14 protein-coding genes and 1 tRNA gene are annotated in these 21,258 nt (G+C 28.0%); 9 read left to right on the top strand and 6 right to left on the bottom strand.

Annotated elements, in window-relative coordinates; genetic code table 11:
• The first annotated feature begins 8 nt into the window (after positions 1-8).
• The 3 genes from ftsZ to ABI549_RS04870 all read left to right on the top strand — a co-directional run bounded on the left by ftsZ (position 9) and on the right by ABI549_RS04870 (position 2,908).
• Positions 9-1,964, top strand: a complete 1,956-nt coding sequence (gene ftsZ, locus ABI549_RS04880; RefSeq protein WP_348075333.1) for a cell division protein FtsZ — start codon at positions 9-11, stop codon at positions 1,962-1,964.
• 340 nt (positions 1,965-2,304) lie between these two features.
• Positions 2,305-2,754 (top strand): GatB/YqeY domain-containing protein, encoded by a 450-nt coding sequence (locus tag ABI549_RS04875; RefSeq protein ID WP_348075332.1) that lies wholly within the window; start codon positions 2,305-2,307, stop codon positions 2,752-2,754.
• A gap of 80 nt (positions 2,755-2,834) precedes the next feature.
• Positions 2,835-2,908: transfer RNA gene (locus ABI549_RS04870), tRNA-Arg, on the top strand.
• A 262-nt stretch (positions 2,909-3,170) separates the two neighbouring features.
• Here the strand turns inward: ABI549_RS04870 and ABI549_RS04865 are convergent.
• The 6 genes from ABI549_RS04865 to ABI549_RS04840 form a co-directional block, all read right to left on the bottom strand.
• On the bottom strand, positions 3,171-5,372 hold the full coding sequence (locus ABI549_RS04865; RefSeq protein WP_348075331.1) for a peptidase domain-containing ABC transporter: 2,202 nt from the start codon (positions 5,370-5,372) through the stop codon (positions 3,171-3,173).
• A gap of 71 nt (positions 5,373-5,443) precedes the next feature.
• Entirely contained in the window at positions 5,444-6,721 is a 1,278-nt protein-coding gene (locus ABI549_RS04860) for a lanthionine synthetase LanC family protein (protein WP_348075330.1), read from the bottom strand.
• Positions 6,722-6,742: 21 nt separating this feature from the next.
• A complete protein-coding gene (locus ABI549_RS04855) occupies positions 6,743-7,684 on the bottom strand; it encodes a thiopeptide-type bacteriocin biosynthesis protein (protein ID WP_348075329.1) in 942 nt (313 codons plus the stop codon).
• A gap of 5 nt (positions 7,685-7,689) precedes the next feature.
• Complete coding sequence (locus ABI549_RS04850) at positions 7,690-9,846, bottom strand: lantibiotic dehydratase family protein (RefSeq protein ID WP_348075328.1); 2,157 nt, start codon at positions 9,844-9,846, stop codon at positions 7,690-7,692.
• Between the two features lie 272 nt (positions 9,847-10,118).
• Positions 10,119-10,298 (bottom strand): class I lanthipeptide, encoded by a 180-nt coding sequence (locus ABI549_RS04845; protein ID WP_348075327.1) that lies wholly within the window; start codon positions 10,296-10,298, stop codon positions 10,119-10,121.
• 126 nt (positions 10,299-10,424) lie between these two features.
• Positions 10,425-12,788: an outer membrane beta-barrel family protein gene (locus ABI549_RS04840; RefSeq protein ID WP_348075326.1), complete on the bottom strand. Its 2,364-nt coding sequence runs from the start codon at positions 12,786-12,788 to the stop codon at positions 10,425-10,427.
• A 286-nt stretch (positions 12,789-13,074) separates the two neighbouring features.
• On the opposite strand from ABI549_RS04840, the gene ABI549_RS04835 reads away from it, so the two are divergent.
• The 6 genes from ABI549_RS04835 to ABI549_RS04810 all read left to right on the top strand — a co-directional run bounded on the left by ABI549_RS04835 (position 13,075) and on the right by ABI549_RS04810 (position 21,237).
• Positions 13,075-14,799 (top strand): AraC family transcriptional regulator, encoded by a 1,725-nt coding sequence (locus ABI549_RS04835; protein ID WP_348075325.1) that lies wholly within the window; start codon positions 13,075-13,077, stop codon positions 14,797-14,799.
• A 108-nt stretch (positions 14,800-14,907) separates the two neighbouring features.
• Positions 14,908-15,087 (top strand): hypothetical protein, encoded by a 180-nt coding sequence (locus ABI549_RS04830; protein WP_348075324.1) that lies wholly within the window; start codon positions 14,908-14,910, stop codon positions 15,085-15,087.
• Positions 15,088-15,127: 40 nt separating this feature from the next.
• Positions 15,128-16,813 carry a S8 family peptidase gene (locus ABI549_RS04825; RefSeq protein WP_348075323.1) on the top strand — a complete coding sequence of 562 codons (1,686 nt, stop codon included), beginning with the start codon at positions 15,128-15,130 and terminating at the stop codon, positions 16,811-16,813.
• Positions 16,806-19,016: a lantibiotic dehydratase family protein gene (locus tag ABI549_RS04820; RefSeq protein ID WP_348075322.1), complete on the top strand. Its 2,211-nt coding sequence runs from the start codon at positions 16,806-16,808 to the stop codon at positions 19,014-19,016. Before ABI549_RS04825 ends, ABI549_RS04820 begins: the two co-directional genes overlap by 8 nt.
• Positions 19,013-19,861, top strand: coding sequence for a thiopeptide-type bacteriocin biosynthesis protein (locus tag ABI549_RS04815; RefSeq protein ID WP_348075321.1), 849 nt, complete (start codon positions 19,013-19,015; stop codon positions 19,859-19,861). The genes ABI549_RS04820 and ABI549_RS04815 overlap by 4 nt, the downstream gene beginning before the upstream one ends.
• 311 nt (positions 19,862-20,172) lie before the next feature.
• Positions 20,173-21,237 (top strand): efflux RND transporter periplasmic adaptor subunit, encoded by a 1,065-nt coding sequence (locus tag ABI549_RS04810; RefSeq protein ID WP_348075320.1) that lies wholly within the window; start codon positions 20,173-20,175, stop codon positions 21,235-21,237.
• Positions 21,238-21,258 lie beyond the last annotated feature (21 nt).

The raw sequence follows: 21,258 nt of genomic DNA, 5'->3' as shown, positions 1-21,258 counted from the left end.
CCAATAGTATGGAAAGCAACTCAGAATTTGGAAGTATTTCATTTGATTTACCAAAAAACCAATCAAATGTAATTAAAGTAATAGGTGTAGGTGGAGGCGGAAGCAATGCGATAAACCACATGTTTAAGCAAGGGATAAAAGGTGTAGATTTTATCGTTTGTAATACAGACTCACAAGCACTTGAGAACAGTGCTGTACCCAATAAAATTCAGTTGGGAGTAAACCTAACCGAAGGATTGGGAGCGGGAGCAAATCCAGAAGTGGGACAGCAATCAGCAATAGAAAGCATTGCCGAAATCGAAAAAATGCTAGACAGCAACACCAAGATGGTTTTTATCACCGCAGGAATGGGTGGAGGAACAGGAACAGGTGCTGCGCCAGTTATTGCGCAACTGGCAAAAGAAAGAGACATCTTAACGGTTGGTATCGTAACAATTCCATTTCAGTTTGAAGGAAAAGTACGTATCGAACAAGCACTTTTAGGTGTTGAAAAACTAAGAAAACAAGTCGATTCACTTATTGTTATAAATAATAATAAGTTGAGAGAAGTGTACGGAAATTTAGGTTTCAAAGCTGGATTTTCTAAAGCTGATGAAGTTTTAGCAACTGCATCACGCGGAATTGCCGAAGTAATCACACATCACTACACACAAAATATCGATTTAAAAGATGCTAAAACGGTATTGTCAAATTCAGGAACCGCAATCATGGGTTCCGCTACTGCCGAAGGAGAAAACAGAGCCAAAGAAGCTATTGTTTCGGCATTAGATTCCCCATTGTTAAATGATAATAAAATTGCTGGTGCTAAAAACGTATTGTTGCTTATCGTTTCTGGAACTAACGAAATCACTATCGATGAGATAGGAGAAATAAACGATTATATCCAAGCAGAAGCAGGACACAACGCCAATATTATTATGGGAGTTGGAGAAGAAGAAGAACTTGGAGACAAAATAGCAGTAACCATTATTGCTACAGGATTTTGTGTAGAACAACAAAACGAAATTGTAAATACAGAACCTAAAAAAATAATTCACGCGTTAGAAGACGACCAGAAAATTGTTCGTGATTTAACACAAAAATACGAAGCACAAGGATTCGATTTCTCCTCAAATGTAGTTGCTGAAGAAACAAAAATTATTGAAGTTCCTGTTGTCGAAGAAAAAATAGTATTTTCTTTAGAAGGAGAATTACCAAATCCTGTTGAAACTTATTTCACAATGGATTTAGTGCCAACAACAGAATTAATCAAAAATTTAGATGTTACTTTCGAAGTGGTTTCATCAAAAACAATCGATGTAAATGATTTTTATTTCACTTCACCAGAAGTTAAAGAAATCGAAGTAATCGATCCACAATTTGTAGTAAAAGAGCAAGAACAAATCACATTTACATTCGATTTGCCAATACAAAAAGCTCCTGAAACTGCAAATAAAGATAGATTAATATTCGATTTAACAAACGAAATTAGAGATATCAAAGTAAATGAAGCAGTAGAATTTGTGCCAATGACCGAAGTAACTCAAAACGGAGTTATCAAGCATTCGCTCGAAGAGTATATGGAAATCGAAAACCAACTATTTGAAGCTAAAAAAGTAGAGAATGTAGTGGTAGAAACAATTCCAGCCGAATTAAATATTACGATGACGCAAATAGAAACGCCACAGTACACAACTCAAAATGAAGAAAATAAAATTTCTCCGTTAGAAATGTCTATCGAAGATTCTTTGAAATTTAGAGCTGAAGAGCGTCGTCGTAAAATGAAAGAATTCAATTATAAGTTTCACAACAATGCATCAAAAGTAGATGAGTTCGAAAAAGAACCAGCATACAAACGCATGGGAATCGATATTTCGAACAATTCGATAGACAATAGCAGATCGCGTATGTCATTAGGAACAGATAGTAACGACGATATTCAGTTGCGATCAAACAATTCGTTCCTTCACGACAACGTCGATTAACTAACTCAAACCAAACCCTTGTAGTCCGAAATTTCTTATGATTTTTCGGGCTATTTTTTGTCATTTCTAGAGGTAAAACAATCTAAATTTTCACTAAATTTGTCGAGCCTAATCCTCTGCTGTACATTATAAGCTTTTTTTGCAAAATGTTTTTTCTACAAACCAGAAATAGCTTCCTTTGGTCGCTTTTCTGCTTCAATAAAAAATATATTTTCTCTCAAAAAGGCTTTTCATTTCCATCAGGGGCAAAAAAACATTAGATTTCAGATGTTTAGACTTCAGATTTTTTTGAAATCAACATCTGCAATCTAAAATCAGCAATCTAAAATCTAAAATAAAAATGAGCTTATCAACACACATCATGGACGAAATGAAAACAGCAATGCGAGCAAAAGACACCGTTGCACTCGAAGCACTTCGCGCCATCAAATCGGAAATATTACTAGCCCAAACGGCAACAGGAAGCAAAGAAGAAATCACTGAAGCAGACGAAATCAAAATTCTACAAAAATTAGTAAAAATGCGTAAAGACAGTGCGTCTATTTTTACAGAACAAAATCGTCCAGACCTTGCTGAGCCAGAATTAGCGCAAATTGCAGTTATCGAAAAATTCTTGCCAGCACAATTATCAGAAGAAGAAGTAGAAGTTATTATTGCAAAAATTATTGCAGAAACTGGTGCTTCGGGAATAGCAGTAATGGGAAAAGTTATGGGATTGGCATCAGCACAAATTGGTGGTCAAGCCGAAGGAAAAACAATTTCTAGTATTGTTAAGAAACTATTAGTTTAGACTTCTTAGATTATTAGAAAGTTAGACTACTTAGATTTATAAAATTTAAAATATCTAATTTTCTAAGTAGTCTAAATATTGGCCGCGTAGTTCAACTGGATAGAATGACGGATTTCGGCTCCGTTGGTTGCAGGTTCGAACCCTGCCGTGGTCACTGTGTATAAGAATAATACTTTAACATCGTTAATTGTAAATGATTAGTTTTTTTGATCTACAGTTTAATTTATATTAAATAGGGTTTAAATATTAGTGTAATATTTAAACCCTATCCACAGGTATTATATTTCTAAGATTTAAATAATTTTCTATTAGAAGATATAATTTAATCCTTTTACAGTCATTTGTTAGTTTAGTTTTTAAGTAGATTAATTTTTTAGGTTAATATGTTTATTTTAAAATTTCTATTTTCTAATATTTTAATTTCCTAATTCTAATTGATTTTTTACCAAATTGAAATAAGCTGCTTTTTTTTGTACTAATTGTTCGTGATTTCCTATTTCAGCTATTTGACCATTTTTTAGGACTACAATTTGATCAGCATTTTTTACAGTCGATAATCTATGAGCTATTATTAATACGGTTTTTCCCTTAAAAAATTCTTGAAGATTGTCATGAATTACTTTTTCATTTTCGGCATCTAGTGCTGAAGTTGCTTCATCAAAGAAAATATAATGTGGGTTTTTGTAAACAGCTCTTGCTATTAAAATTCTTTGTCTTTGTCCTCCCGAAATTCCATTTCCAGCAGCTCCTATTTTAGTATTCAACATTAATGGTAAGCCTGCTATAAAATCTTCAATATTTGCTATTTTAATTGCTTTATTTAACTTTTCATAATCAATTATTTCATCTCCAGTAGCAATGTTTCTCTCTATGGTATCAGAAAATATAAAACCATCTTGCATTACAACTCCACAGTTTTGGCGTAAACTTTTTGGAGATATGGTTTCTATATTACTATTGTTAAATGACAAATCTCCTTTAGTTGGTGGGTAAAATTTTAATAATAATTTCATTAGGGTAGTTTTTCCACTACCACTAGCTCCAACTATGGCGGTTATTTTACCTTCTGGAATAACAAAATTTAAATCTTTAAGTATATAAGGAGATTTGGGTCCTTCATATTGAAAAGATACTTCTTTAAATACTATTCCCGTATTTAATTCGATCTTACTATTACTTGTATTAAGTGCTTTTTGTTCCTTTTTTTCTTCATCTGATTGGTCTTGTACTTCTTTTAATCTTATAAAACTTAATTTTGCATCTTGCAATGATCTAAAGAAAGAAATTAACTGATTAATGGGGGCATTCATTTGACCAATAATGAATGATACGCTAAGAAGTGACCCCAATGTCATATGTCCTTTGATTACAAAATAAGCTGATAAAAAAGTAACCAATATATTTTTTGATTGATTTATAAATTCGAATCCTAATTGTTGTGTTTGATCAATTTTGAGAATTCTCATATTAAGTTTATAAAGCTTATGTTGTACAATTTCCCATTCACTTCTCTTAAATTCTTCAAAATTATTTAATTTCATCTCTGAAACTCCTGTAATAATTTCAAAAGTATTTTCTTGGTTTTGGCTCCTCAATTGAAATTTAAAATAATCTAAAATTTTTCTTTTTTTTAACCAAAAAATAGACCACAGAACTGAGATTGTGGTTAAAAAGATATACACAAGTAGAATTTTATAATCGTATGTATACAAAATTCCGAAGAATACTAAAAAAGAAAGCATAGAAAATATAGTGATTAAACTTTGCGATGTCAAAAAGTTTTCGATGCGTTCATGATCTTGTATTCTTTGATTAAAATCACCGATATTCTTGGTGTCAAAAAAGCGAATTGGAAGTTTTAGAATTTTTTTAAGAAAATCTGAAATAATCTCGATATTAATTTTGGCACCAACCTTAATCATAATCCAATTTCTATAAATATCAAAAATAACACTTCCAAAGAAAACACCAAATTGTGCGATTAGGATGTAAGTAATATAATTAAAATCTTTTTTGACTACTCCATTGTCAATTAATTCTTTAGTTAGTAAAGGCAGGAATAGATTTGAAACAGAGCTTAGGAGTAGCAATGCCATAACTCCTAATAATTGTTTTTTAAATGGTTTTAAATATTTTAAAAGACTCGACATATTAAACTCTTTTTGATATTCCTCATTTAAACTTTCAAATTTTTCTGTAGGTTCTAAAAATAAGGCAATGCCTTCTTGATTAGCATCTGACCACGAAGCTTTGAATTTATCCTCGGACAGTTTTATCATACCATGACCTGGATCTGCTATTTTAAAGGTTCTTTTCTTTGAAAATAAAGAAGTATTAATTTTATATAAAACTACAAAATGATTATTATTCCAATGTAAAATGCAAGGTAAGTAGTCTTTTTCTAATTTTTTGAAATTCAAAATAGCGGGAAATGTATTAAACCCAATTGTATCTGCGGCTGATTTTACGCCTAAAAGGGAAACACCTTCCTTAGTTATATAGCTATTCTCTTTTAAAAATTGGAAATTTATTTTTTTTCCATAAAACCTGCTAATCATTGATAAACAAGCTGGTCCACAATCCATTTGATCACGTTGTGGAATAAATTCTATCTTCATATTTATGTGTTATTTTATGTAATATTCTTTTTATTCAAGTATCTGGAGTTTTTATTTTAGTTAGTTGTATTTTATACTAACTTTCCTAATAACCCTAATTCATCTATTGAAGGAAGACTAGAATCAATACCAATCAATAAACTTATTCCTACGCCTGCTAAACCCCATCCCAGAGAAAATTCATCAGATATTGATTTTTTTAAATCTTTGGGGGTACAAACGAAAGTATATCCTGCCTTTTCTTTCGTTTTCAAATTTCTAAGTTCCATGATTTGCCCATACCAATATTGATAGCATTCTTTGTAAATAGGTATATCTGTTGTTTGATATAGTTCTTTAAATGCACTGAAAATACCTGAGGCGCCATACATTACTCCAGCATCATAAGTGAATTTTAAATCCATTTTTCTTTCAGCTGATGTGACTAGCATATCTGTAATTTCTAATTCTAATATTGAATTTTTCAAAATTTTATTTGCATTATATAAGGCATAAAGTACTCCTAAATCACCATAAGTTATTCCGAAAATGGTATTTAATTCTTTTGGAAACTCTTCGTCAGAAAAGAAATTAGGAAAATAACTGGTACTAATATTTCTTTTTTTACTCATAACTAGATTGACAGCTTTATTTAAAAAATTTTGGTTTAAATTATCATCCTTGATAACTCCTAACTGAATTATTTTTGAAATAAAATTAAGAATCATCGAACAGCCATGTGAAATCCCTAAGTAAACTAGATTATTATATACAGCGGATGATTTCCAATATATTTCATTTGGGGTATGATAAATTGCATATTCATGAATTGCTGAATAAATTTTTTGTAAGACTAATTTTGATTTTTCATCCTTTTGATAATAATATTTATTGAGGTGAAAATGACCTGCTGATAAAGCCCCACTAAAATAATCAAAATCTTTTTCTTTTAAACTTTGTTCTGTTAATAACTCTAAAGTGTCTTCAATAATAGTATAAAAATCTTCAAAATTATATTCATAATTCCAATGATACTGAATAAATAATAATCCTTTTCCAAAACTAGAAATAACATTAGATAGCGAATCTCCTTTGTATTTGGGTTTGTAGTTTTCTTGTGAGATAGAAGATACCCAAACAATAGATAGGTTGATTAATTGTTCTCCTTTCTCAAGATATTTTTCATCTTTAAAATATTGATGACAATAAAAATAAAATATCGCCAATCCCATAGTACCATAATCTGAAGAGGCATCATCAAATAATTCAATGTTTTGATCAATAGCTTCGATAATTACACTTATGTTATTTTCTATATCATCAAGTGTATACTTAATATTGTTTATGGTCAATGGTTGATTATGTAACATATGTGTTGTAGGTTTATTTATTTATTCTAAGGATGTGAAACCCTTATTTAACAGTGCTTTATTGCGATTATAATTAGAATAATAAGCTTTAAACATCAAAAAATAAATAACCAATTCATGCATTCTTGCATTGGTTGGAAAAATCCTATTTAGGTTCATGTGAATATAATCTTTTACTAAAGTTATTAATTTTTGTGTTGTTACGATATTTTCTTTAATTTGAGGAACTATTGTTTGATTTTTATAAGATCGTTTATTAAAAATAGGAACGAAATTTTGAAGAGAATCATAGTTTTTTAATCTAATAATTTCATCTAAAAGAGAATTGTATTGTCTTAATTTTGTATCTATAGATGACTTAAATCTTTTTAGTGCTTCATGATCTGACATGTCAACAAATTCTGGCATGAATCCTTTGTATAAATCTTCCATTAATTGCATTTTTTCTTCAAGTGACACTTCAAAATCATTTAGTAAATAATCTACTGATAGAATGGCTGTTCTCCAACGAATATCTTCATCGCCTATGTGGTTTATTATTTCGACAACATCTATCACCGCTTGACTATCATAGCAAAATAGTGTTTCAGAAAGTTCTATATTATTTTCTTGGTATCGTTCAATTTCCCTTTTATAGGTGTCTATTTGCATCGAAAATATATATCCTTCTTGAATTAGGGGTGTTAGTAGTTTGTTTAATTTGTATGTGATTTTTGCTATTTTTGAAGATGCAATACGCAATCGGATATGATGGTCTGTATCTTCATAACGTATAAAAAACCAGCATAAATTTTCTTCTTTTGATTGAAGTTTTGTAATTAGGGGTTTGATAACCTCACATATAACTCTCTCGCCAACAAGATGACTGCAATAAATTTTAAAATAACACCAAGAATTTCCAGGAAAAAAAGAATGATTGTATCCTTTTTTTGTTTTTTGTTTTTTTAATAAAATTTCACGCATAAAAATTAATTAGTGGTTTGGGTTTGCAAAGGAAAAATAAATTCAGTTGCATGGTTTTTTCCATTTTGAGATATAAAGTGATCTTTATGAAAGGATTCAAATAAATATAAATCTCCTTTTTTTATTCTTTTTAAAAGTATTCGTAACGAGATTTCATTTTCAATATCTAATAGAAGCGAATTGTCACCATCTCTCAATACACAAAAAGTATTTACATTAAGTGATTTTAGGTGTTCTATTAATTTGGAAATATTGCAATTTTTATTTTTTTTTAATTTCCATCTAGCTTCTGAAAGTATTATGTGTTTATATTCAACTCGGGGTAAGTAAGTGTTATTGTTCAATGAGGACCAATTCCAACTCCTAAGTATTATATTTTGATATTGGATATCACATAAAAACTGTATGATTGGAAGTTGACTATTATTTGGATTATATGCATTCGAGAATCTTGGACGAATTTCTTTATTTAAAGATTTTGAACGTAATATTATATTTTGGTTACGAATACTTACATAAATATCGTTAATAGAAATAATTTTATCTATTTTTTTACTATTGGATAAGTATGGAATTTCGTAAGAGTAGAATGTAGGTCGTAATAATACATTACCTAACTTGTCATCAGGTTGATGTATAATTTCTGCATATATATAGTTTGAGTCTAAATTAGATAAGGATTTTTGTAACATGTCTGTTAATTTTGGATCATGGTAAGCAAATCTACCTAATATGTTTAGAGAATAAGGGGTTGGTAAATTACCTTTACAATTAAATTTAAAATCCCCTTTATCTAGAGATTCCATCGATTGAGCATATAAATCTCCAAATAGATAGTAATTTTCAGCCCAATTATGGATGACATTTTCTTTAGGTATTTCCCGTATATCTTTTTCGCATAATTGAATGATTTTCGGATTTGAAGAATCAAAACAATAATGATATTTTTCGTAAACAAGCTTAATTATTGGAGGTACAAAGGATTTAATGTTGGAAGTTTTAAAAGAGAAATCAATGTTTTCAATTAAAGGTTTATTTTCAATATTTCCACTAGTATATATCCCATAACCTACACCCATTTGGGGGTCAATAGCTTGATTTAAGGGTATTTCTCTTGACTCAAATTTCTTCAAGAATTGTTTTATAAAAATTTCTAAATTTGGTTTGTTTATTTGTGGAAGTACTTCTAAAATTTCTTTGGTTTCTTTTACTAATATTTCAGGAATATTTTTTTTAAGATTGTTATTTGTCAAATTAAGTTTTAAATCTATTTGAAATGTTTGATGAGTGTCATCTAAAATATTTTGGAATTGATTCATAGTTGTTTCCAATTCTGATATTTTTAATCTTTCTTGATTAAAACTTAGTGTTTCTTTTATAGTTGCTAACAGTGATGTTTCAATATTAAATTTAGTTAAATAATTTTCTAACTCTATTAGGGGATCCTCTACACTAGTCATGTATGGGGGTAAAGCATCTACTAATAATTTACTGCTTAGTAGTGAATAAACATACGATGTTATTGAGTCTCGATCTGCATCTTTAAGCTCTACTAAAATGTTTTCAATTAATTTTTCAATAGTTAAACCATTAACTGATTGTTGTAATATTTTATCTAATAAAAAATTATTATTTACCTCTGATAAGGTATAACTATAATTTTTATCCCATTCAATATAACGTATTTTTTTCGCAACTTTAGTAATAGTATTATTAGGGTAATATAATAGATTGTGAGTATTGTTATTTTTTATAATTTCATCTTTAAGTTTTTTTATAAAAAACATATCAGTCCTAAAAATCGGGTTATGTTCAGTTGCTAAAGTAATATTACTCGAAGCATTTGTAGTTTGCCCTGTTGTAAATCCAGAAAATAAACCATAGGGTGTGCATCGTGTAGACATTCTCGTATAATATTTATATAAGCTTTCTAGTACTTTGTCATCTGAATTCCAAACTGTATAATCTTCTTTTAGCCATACTTTTACTAGATGATAGAAAGGACGGGAAGAAAAGTAAATAGCATTTAAAAATTTTTCGTTTTTAAAAAGTATTTTTAATTCTTTACTATTTTTCGACTTAAACAAGTCATTCATTTGAAAGAAATCATCCAAAGAAAGACTAGTTGATCGCAAAACATAAAAAGGAAGTGGGGATATCATAAGTTTATAATAAAATGTCGATAAATAGCTTTCATATATAAAGGAGAGCAAAAGATTACGGTTATATAGCTTGTGTTGGTATTTGCATAACACTACTATCTACAAACGATATATTTCCCGATTTGGATAATCATTACCACAGGAATGTTTTTTATAACTATAATTTCTATCTATCCTTTTGTGATATTTTTTTCTCTTTTCTTACTTAACTTAGTATAAGTTTTACTTTAAAAAAGCTCTCCTCTAGAAGAAGAGGAGAGCAAGAAATTGAATTATAGCTCTGCTGATGCTGGAGAAATAACAGTAGCTCCTGCTACATTACAGTTGATAGTTGATGTTTTAAATACACAAACATCTGTTTTAGACACTCCACCTTTTACAGCGATAATTTGTTGGTCATTTAATCTAGCAATTGCTTTTTTCTCTAAGTTTAAGATTTCAAATTTTTTCATTTTAAATTTTTTTTAATTGTTTATTTGTCTCTACTCTATTAAGGATTTTCGAGTTACTCCTAGCTGCGCGCAATTTATTTTCAATGGTGAATTATTTTTTATAGAAGTTTTATCATTTATTTCCATCTAATTCTTTCGATTATTTTCTTCAAAATCTCTATTTTGACTTACCTTTTTTACCTTTTTGTTTCCAAAATTATAGCTGCATCCAAATGACAGTTTTCTATAATCATTATATTGGGTAAGATATTCTGTATAACCATCGTATTTAGTATATCCATCACTTTTTGTTGTTTTAAGAATATCGCTTACAGAAAGGTTTATTTTTAAATTTTTTTCTAATAAAAACATTCTTATTCCAGAAGATAAGCCATATATATTCTTTAAATAGGTAGTCCCATATATATTTGGTAGATTATGAAAAAAGTTTATGCTTCCAGAAAATGTTTTTGTTTTGTTAATATTAATGGTGTTATTAATATTATATGTCATAGAATACTGCTTCATTCCAATTAATTCAGATATAATTGGCTTAGCATTAATATAAAAAATATTTGCATTTGTAGATAACTCCCATCTAGAAAAAAAAGTATTATAATAGCCTATAGTTAACCCAGAGCTATTTTGTTTGTACGCATTTCTTTTGGTGTTATTATATATACTTCCATCTAATTTTGCTACAGAAGTAATGTCATTAACACTGTACTGGTTGTATAGTGATATAGTTAGTTTACTTTTAAAAGTGTAAGATAATTCACTGTTGTAACTAATTGAAGGTTTTAGATTGACATTCCCTTCAGAATACATATATGGATTAGAATACCAACGAGAAGGATTCATATCAAACAAACTAGGACGATTTATTCTTGTAGAAAAGTTAACCGAAAAATTATGGTTTGTATTTGGGTTATAACTTAAATAATAGGTAGGGAAAATATATCCATATTTTTTATTAAAATTATCCCCATTAATGTTAAAACCTTTTGAATTTGTCCATTCGTACCTTAATCCTAACTTAGTAGACCATTTTTCATTAATTTCTTTTTCAGCACTAAAGTAAAATGCATAATTATATTCTTTATAATCAAAGAAATTACTCTTTGTCAAATCTTTTACATATTCATCATTTATTTTATCTTTATAGTTTAAAGAGGATAAATTATCTAAAAGCGTAAATTTTCCACCCGTTTCTATCATACTCCATTTATAAGGTAGAGTAAAATCAATTTGACCAGAGTAAATCTGATTTTTCATGTTGCTAGTAGTTAAGATATCATTCGATATCGGGTTTATACTATTGACAGTAAGAAAGGAGTTGTTTCTGTCTGCATTACTTTTTGAAAAGTTTCCAGATAAGCTTACTTTTTTACCCAAAGTATCTAATTTAAGATCATAAAATAAATCGAGCGTGAGTGAAGGAGTTTTCCATCTTTGTTGAGAATTTGTACTGAGTTGATAGGATGTACTATTCATAATGTCATATACACTTGTGTTATCTGAATCCATATTATAACTAGATTTATACGATTCAAACATCATGCTCATATCAGACTTATTGTTTATCTTATATTCCGATGTAAAATCAAATCCATCAGCTTTTGTGTCGTCAATTCTATTTTCGGTTGTATGAATATTATCTCCTGTTGAGCTTATAAGATCACGTGTTCCAATAGGTGCAAATCCATTTTTATATTTATAACCATTAACTGTAAAATTAAGTTTGGTAGCCTGGTAGTTAAAAGTTAAATCATTTTGGCTAGATAGTAATGTATTTTTTTTAGTTGTAGAGCCTAATTTTGCATTCCATCCATTGGCCGTATTCTTTTTCAATACTATATTCACAATACCGCTGTTTCCTTGTGCGTCATATTTCGCTGGTGGGGTTGTTATAACCTCTATTTTAGCAATATTGTCGGACTTTATAGTTTGTAGATAATTAGTTAATTCTATACCAGTTAGATGTATTATTTTATTATTAATCATTATTGATAATCCACTTTTTCCTATAATAGAAACTCCTTGTCGTTCGTCTACATATAACATTGGTGTGCTACGAAGCATATCGATACCATTCATACCTTGAGATACAATACTATTGTCTACATTAAAAATTAGTCGATCTACTTTACGTTCTATCAATTTCTTTTTGCCTACTACCCTAATTTCATTTAACTTTTTTATAGGGTCTAATTTTATTACACCTAAATCAATATTTTTATTTACTATAATTTCTTTTTCATAAAGAATATTTCCTAATTGTTTGATTTGTAAATTATAATTTCCTCTCTTTATGATTAGAGAAAACCCTCCATTTGAATTAATAAGTTCACTTTTTGAATTATTACCATCAATACTAAATAAAACTACCTCAGCAATTTCTAAAGATTTATTTGAATTATTCTCTATTGTACCAGTTATTGTAAACTGTGAAAAAACACTCATGGGGAATAATGCGATAAAAAAAAGAATTTTTAATTTTCTAATTAACATGTGTAATTTTATTTTAATTTAATACTTCTTGTCATTTAAATAAAAAAATGTATTATAATAATACTGTACTAAAGTTTGTGATTTTTGACAAGACAAATTTATATGTGTTTTTATTTTAATACAAACAATACAAGTTGGGATTCATGAATTTCGAGCCGAAATTCATGAAATTAAAATTTATTTTTCAGCTAAGTATTTGAAAATAAACAAGTTTTGTTTTTTTTTAAAGGAAAGTTTTTTTTGGATATAAATACTTATTTTTGTAAAATTTATTATAATTTAAATTATGAGATTTATTTTTAAGAAAGTTTTTATTTTTTATTTTTTATTCACAAATATAGTATACTCGCAAAAGTCTAATAATAAGTTAGATAATTTATCTTATGATAAATTAAAGACCATTTATTTTAATGTTTCTAAAACGGATTTTGAGAAAAACTTGTTAGCAAATACATTTATAAAGAAAGGGATAAAAGAAAAAAATAAAATTGGAATTGCAAGAGGTTACTACTATTTAGGTTTACTTTATTATGAAAATAACCCTAAAAGAGCCATAAAGTATCTGGATAGTGTGATTAAGTACTCTATTAATTCTAATGATAAAAGTTTTCCGCAAAATGCCTATAGAGAAAAAGCCTACTTACTCAGAAGAATATATAAATATGACGAGGCTATTCAGAATTATATTCTTGCTGAAAATATTGTTAAGAATACTAATTTAGATTTTTATTATAAAATAAAATTAGATATTGCAGAACTTAAATCTGAAGAATTAGGAGATGTTGATGAAGCACTATCTATTTACAAACAATGTTATAAGTATTACAAAACGAAAGATTTAAAAAATACTGATTATTCTTATTGCTATAATCAAACTTTGTTTGATTTAGCTGATGCTTTTAAAGCAATACAGGCTGTAGATTCTTCAACATATTATAACAGGTTAGGTTATCAAAATTCAGTAATAACAAAAAATGAGGAGGCAAAATATCTATTCGTACTAAATGAAGGAGCGAACCTAATATTGAAAAAAAAATATACGATTGCTATAGATAGTTTAAAGAAGGCTCTGCCTAAAATGATTGAATATAAAAATAAAATAAATATTCTTGCGGGATATTATTACTTAGGTAAAGTAAATGAAAATATAGGTAATAAGGTTGCTGCCCTCAAAAATTATATTACAGTGGATTCTGTGTATCAGAAAGAACAAATAATTTATCCTGAATTTACGGATGGGTATGATTTTCTAATTGAACATTATAAAACAATTGGGAATAAAGAATTACAATTAAAATATTTGAATACTTTGATGTGTATAGATAGCTCTAATCAAAAAAAATATAAAAAGCTAGATAAAATTATTAGGAAAAAATATGAAATTCCTAATTTATTAAAAAATAAAGAAAGTTTAATACAATCCTTGAAAGGAAAAAATGCATTTGCATTTTGGATTGCCTCAATATTGACTGTTTTGGCTCTGTTTTTATTTTTTTATATTATTCATCAAAGACAGACAACAAAAAAATATAAATTACGATTTGAAAAAATTATTGCTGATTCAAAAGAAAGTGCTACAGAAATTTTATACAATGAGATTAAAACAGAAGTAAAAAAGCAAAAAAAACAATCAATAGGAATAGGAGATGACGTGGTAGAACAAATCATGCATAAATTAAGTGTTTTTGAAAAACAAAAAGGTTATCTTAATCCAATAGTTTCTATTCAATTTATCTCAAAAGAATTTGAAACAAACACCCGATATTTATCTAAAATTGTAAATGAGTTTAAAGAAAAAAGTTTTTCACAATACATCAATGATTTGCGAATCGATTATGCAGTTAAAATTTTACAAGAGAACAATAAACTTCGAAAATATAGTATTAATGCTCTAGCAAATGAATTCGGTTTTAATAATGCAGAATCTTTTTCGACTGCTTTTTTTAAACAAACAGGTATAAAACCGAGTTTTTTTATTAAAGAATTAGAGTCTTATAAATCAGTAATTTAAATTTTAATTCTACACTAAATTCATAAATTCCGTGTAGAATATAGAATTTAATAATCGATGTGTTAATTAAGCTTTTATATTTGGGATAAATTAAAAAATTATAAAACAATGAAAAAAACTAAATTTGAATTAGAAAAGTTTAAAATTGCAACTTTAACAAACAAAAACATGAGAGTACTAAAAGGAGGATGGAATCGTAATGATCCTATGACAACAACAGGAACCACAAATGGTACTGGAAATTCATCTGAAAAGTGTTTAGTTTATATCAATTTTAAAGTTGATTAAATACCTTTGTTGTTTAAATTCATTTTGCATAATAAATATCATGAAATTTATTTATTTAACATTAGCTCTTATAATAATTAGTTGTACTTCAATAAACAAAAGTATTCCTAACTTAGGAAAGATAAAAGGATATTCAGAAACTTGGTATAGGAAAGACTATATTTCAAATGGAGTTCCAGGTATTTCACTAGATAAATTTCTTTTAAAATCAAAAAAAGTAAATAAAGAAAATCAAATCATTATTGCAGTATTAGATACCCAAATTGATACTAATCATGAAGATTTGAAAGGGATGATTTGGGTAAATAAAAGCGAAATTCCTGATAATAATATTGATGATGATTTCAATGGATATGTTGATGATGTTAATGGTTGGAATTTTATAGGAACAAAATCAGGAAATTATACAATTTGGGCAAATTTTGAATATACAAGGCTTATAAGGGAATATAATAATATTTTTAGAGATAAAAAAAGGGAAGAGATTCCAACTAAAGATTTGTTAAAATATGATGAATATCAAAGGGCTTTAGTTTGTCAAGATAGGTGGTTTAAATATTATGGAAATTATTTAAAATCTTTAAAATATAGTCTTACTATATATCCTTTAGCAAAAGATACACTCAAATATTATTTTTCTAAAGAAGATTATACGGTCAAACAGTTAGATAGTATGTATAGTTGTTACAAAATAAATGATAAATCTTTTAAAGAAAGGAGAGACAACGAGGATAAAGATTTTGGAGCATTAATCGCAGAAGTAAGATCAGATATTAAATCAAATACAAATTCTTTTGAAAAATTAAATAGCGAAAAAATTGAAATAGATTCCATTTGTAATAAAAATCTTAATTTAAATTATAATGAGAGAAAATTTATAGGGGATAACGAAAATGTATTAGAAAAGGGTTATGGAAATGGAAAAATAAATAATAAAATTGAAGGCATAAGAAGTTTGTATGGACACAATACGAAAGTTTCGAGCATCATTGCCGCCAATGTAAAAAATAACATTGGAATTAAAGGTTTTTCCGATAATATAAAAATAATGCCTTTGTCTATATCTCCATCAGGTGACGAACACGATAAAGATATTGCTATGGCAATATTTTATGCTGTAGATAATGGGGCAAAAATTATTAATATGTCCTTTTCGAAACAGTTTTCTCTACATCCTGAATGGGTTACTAATGCATTTAGATATGCTGAAAAAAATAATGTTTTGATTGTACATATTTCAGGTAATGATGCTTTTAATATAGATGAGAATCCTATTTATCCTAATGATTATCAATATGATAGCCTGTTTGAGGTTTGTGTTAATTTCATTAATGTAGGGTCGGTATCGTCTAAATTAGATAGCACCTTTGTATCGAGTTTTTCAAATTACGGAAAAAAGAATGTTGATTTATTTGCTCCTGGAGAGAATATATATACTGCTATTCCTGAAAACAAATACGATTATGATTCAGGTACTTCATTAGCTGCACCTATGGTCTCGGGTACTGCAGCTTTAATTTGGTTGTATTATCCTAATTTATCAGTACAACAAGTCAAACAAATTATTTTAGAATCTGGAACAGACTATGATTTGGAAGTATTGCTGCCTGGAGGAAATGGTAAAAAAGTTCCTTTTAGACAACTTTCCAAATCGGGTAAAGTTCTTAATGTTTATAGCGCAATGAAAATTGCTAAAAAAACCAGCATGTTAAAAAATAATGGATAATTACAGTATTCGTTCTTTCCCCAACTATGTTTTAAGGACACCCTCTTTTCCTGTCACTTATTATTTAAATTTAGTAGCTAATTATTCGTTGGATATAACTCTAGAAACGATTGAAGAACCTTTTTTTAAAGAAGCTATTAGATTAGCCTCTCCTGAATTTTTAGGTTTATTAGATAAGTTAAAAAAAAATTCACAATATTTTCCTTCAGAAAAAAAGAAGGCACTTGTTCTTACATTACTCAAGTATATAGCTCGAATATCATCAAGATGTACCCCTTTTGGACTTTTTGCAGGATGTACTGTTGGAAATTTTGAAAGAGAGACAAATATCATATTAAAATCAAATAATGAATTTGAACGATTTACACAATTCGACATGCAATTTTGGATAAGTTTTTTAAAAAAAATAGAAACCGAAAATAACTTTCGACAAGAAATCTTGTATTATCCTAATAATTCTATTTACTCTTTTGGGGATTTCTACCGTTATATAGAATATAAGTATAAAAATAAAAAAAGAGAACATGCAATAAGTGCCTTGCGCAAAACAGATTTTTTAGATCACCTACTAAAGCATTGTAATAATGGAAGTACTATTAATAAAATGGTCGTTGCCCTAGCTCATGATGAATCTGAACAAAATGAAGCCTTGTATTTTGTTGAGAAACTTATTGAATTTCAATTTTTTGTTAGTGAGTTGGAGTCAGGTTTGACAGGAAATGATGAATGGGAACGGGTTACCAGTGTTATTAGTAAAATTCCCAATACAGCAGACTTGCAAAAAATAATATACAATTTTAAAAAAAAAATACAAATTATAAATCGTTCATTGTTTAATGTAGAGGATACGTATTCTTTTATAAAAAAAACTATTGAAAAAGCAAATTTTGAATATGATGATAAATATCTTTTTCAAGCAGACTTAAATACTAAAACATTGTCAAATAAATTGAATGATGTAGTTTCAAAAAAAATAAAAGAAACGTTATTTTTTTTAAATAGCATTCAAAAAAAGCGTAAACACGATCCTTTAGAAAATTTTAAAAGAGCTTTTCTTCATAGATATGAGACCCGAGAAATGCTATTAACAACAGTTTTAGATACAGAAATAGGAATTGGCTATCTTCAAGATAATAAAGCGAATGATGATCATAATCTATTGGAGGACTTTTCGTTTCCCAATAGAGGGCAGAATAGTATTGAAGAACAATGGACAAATTTTGATCTATTTCTAGAAAATAAGCTAAAGACTTTTTTAAATGATGAAGAGTCATTTATAGTGTTGTCAAAAAAAGACTTTACTGAATTTGATACAAATTGTGATAATGTTCCTGCAACGTTTTCAGTAATGGTAGAAATTATTCGTGAGGATGATATAGAAATTATTTCGTTAGAATCTTCAGGAAATACAAGTGCTGCTAAGCTTTTAGGGCGATTTTGTAATGGTAATGAAGATATTCATAAGCTTACAAAACAAATTATATTAAAAGAAGAGGAATATCATAAAGATAAAATCACAGCTGAAATTGTACATATTCCTGAGTCAAGAACAGGTAATATATTAAAAAGACCCGTACTTAGACCTTATGAAATTCCATATCTTTCTAATACAAGTGTTAATGCTGATTTTAAAATTGAAATATCAGACTTAACAATCACAATAATTAATGACAGAATTGTATTAAAATCTAAAAAGCATAATAAAGAAGTAGTTCCGTTTTTATCCAATGCACATAATTATTCAGTTAATTCGTTACCAATTTATCATTTTTTATGTGATTTGCAGTATCAAGATATAAAACCTATTCATAATTTTAGTTGGGGGGTTTTAGAGTCCCATTATGATTTTTTTCCAAGAATATATTATCAAGAAGTAATAATTTCAAAGGCAAAATGGTTTATAACTCAAAAAGAGATACAATCATTTTTAGGACTAAAAGAAAATCTATTTCAAAATTTTATTATTTGGAAAAAAGATAGAAATATACCACGTTTTGTAAATTGGGTAGATTATGATAATACTTTATTGTTAGATTTAGATCAAGAAATTTGTGTTAAGTTATTTTTTAGATCTATTAAAAACTTTAATAAGGTAATTCTAGAGGAATTTTTATTTGCCGATAAATCTATCGTTACTAATGAATTGGGAGAAAATTTTGCCAATCAGTTTATTGTGTCATTTTATAAAGAGAAAAAAAAATGAAACGAAAATTTATTGTAGGTAGTGAATGGTTGTATTATAAAGTATATACAGGTGTAAAAATATCAGATATTATCTTGGTTGAAAAACTACGTCCAATTATAAAGGAATTAAAATCAAATAACTTGATAAAAAAATGGTTTTTTATTCGGTACAAAGATCCAGACGAGCATTTGAGGCTACGATTTTATAGTTCGAAAAAACAAAATTCATTGCAAGTAATTCAATATTTACATCCTGTTTTAGATGTGTTAGTTGAGGAAGATATTGTTTGGAAAGTGCAATTAGATACTTATCAAAGAGAGATTGAGCGATATGGTAGTGCCACAATGAAAGTGTCCGAAAGTCTTTTTCATTACGATAGTGAAATGATTTTAGAATATCTTTTATTAAAACCTAATTTTCTTGAAGAAGATACACAATTGCTTTTTAGTTTTCTAGCCATTGATAGTTTTTTGAATGCTTTTTCGTTGCAGAACAGTCAGAAACTTGAACTACTTGAAAAATTGCAATCGTCTTTTAAAGAGGAATTTAATGCAGATAAAATTTTAAAAAAAGAATTAGATAAAAATTATAGGATTTTGTTTTCTAAAATTGTTTCAATTTTAAAGAATAAAGATGGGTTTTTAGAATTACATGAGATTGTTACACACAAAGAAAATAAGATTAAAAAACTAATTTTAGAAGTAACGGGTAAATTAGAAATTTCTTTGCATTCTTTTATTAGTAGTCACATTCATATGATAATCAATAGACAATATGTGTCAAGACAAAGACAATATGAATGTTTAATTTATGATCACTTATATCGATATTATAAAACAATTCAATACGAAAAACTTAAATAAATTTACTACCTAGACTATTTGTAAAAGTATAATCGAATGTAAAATATCTAGTCATTTTATACAACTAAATGTAAAGTAAATTATAAAAATATGATAGACTAACAAAATAAGATGTTTACGATCTTTTGAGGTCAGGCTAATTTGACTTATTTTGAACTATTTTATTTTAAACACAAATTTCTTTAGATAGTAATAAAAGTCAATTTCTGAAATTATTGTTAAATAAATCGCAATCATTTAGAGAAATGAATATTAAAAATTAGTTTTGTCATATCACTTACAGATTGTAGTAACATTACATATAAATCATTATGAAATTAAAGAATATTGTATTCCTATTATTAGCAATAATATTAGGCGGAATGATTTTTTACCGCATTTCAGAAAATAAAAGCAAAAACGACGAAGGAGGGAAAGGAAAAGGTGGTGGAGATAAAAAACCAGCTAAAGTAACTGGTATTGTTCTAAAATCTCAAGTTTTTTCAGATAATCTTTCACTTTCAGGATCTATTGATGCAAATGAACAAATTGAAGTTCGTAGCGAAGTATCGGGAGTTGTAGAAAGTATTAACTTCAATGAAGGAACACTTGTTAGTAAAGGACAACTGCTTTTCAAAATTAATGATATTGAATTGCGTGCACAACTTTCACAAGCTAAAACAAAACAAACACTAGCCTCAGAAAATGAACGTAGGGCTAAACTTCTCCTTCAAAAAGAAGCCATCAGTCAAGAAGAATATGATATTGCTAGTGCTGATTTTCGTTCGGCACAGGCGCAAACCCAATTAATTCAGGCTCAAATTGCTAAAACAAGTGTTCGTGCTCCTTTTTCAGGAAAAATCGGACTGCGTTCTATTTCTAAAGGAACTTATGTAACGCCAACAACAGTTGTGGCTAATTTGATTAACACCAATCAAGTAAAAATCACATTTTCAATCCCAGAAAAATATGCCACTTTGATGAAGGTCAATTCTCCATTGTCATTCACAGTTGCTGGGTCAAAAGAAAATTATACTGCAAAAATTTACGCCATCGAACCACAAATCGATGTTACCACACGAACCTTACAAATGCGTGCCATTGCTCAAAATGCAGAAGGGAAACTTATTCCTGGAACATTTGCTAATGTAGCATTGCCTTTAGAAAATATTAAAGATGCATTATTGGTTCCAACAGAGGCGCTTATTCCAATTCAAAATGGTAAAAAAGTGTTTATTGCTATAAATGGAAAAGCAAAAGAGGTTATTGTAGAAACTGGTGCTAGAACAGATAAAAATGTATTGGTAATTTCAGGATTAAAAGTAGGAGATACCCTTTTAACAAATGGAGTAATGACATTAAAAGATGATTCAGCTGTAAAAGTGAATTTAAAATAAGATAAACCTAAATATTCAAAA

The organism is Flavobacterium sp., assembly GCF_039932285.1.
GTDB lineage: Bacteria > Bacteroidota > Bacteroidia > Flavobacteriales > Flavobacteriaceae > Flavobacterium.
Note: the sequence above shows the minus strand (reverse complement) of the source record. Positions and strands in the feature narration are given on the sequence as shown.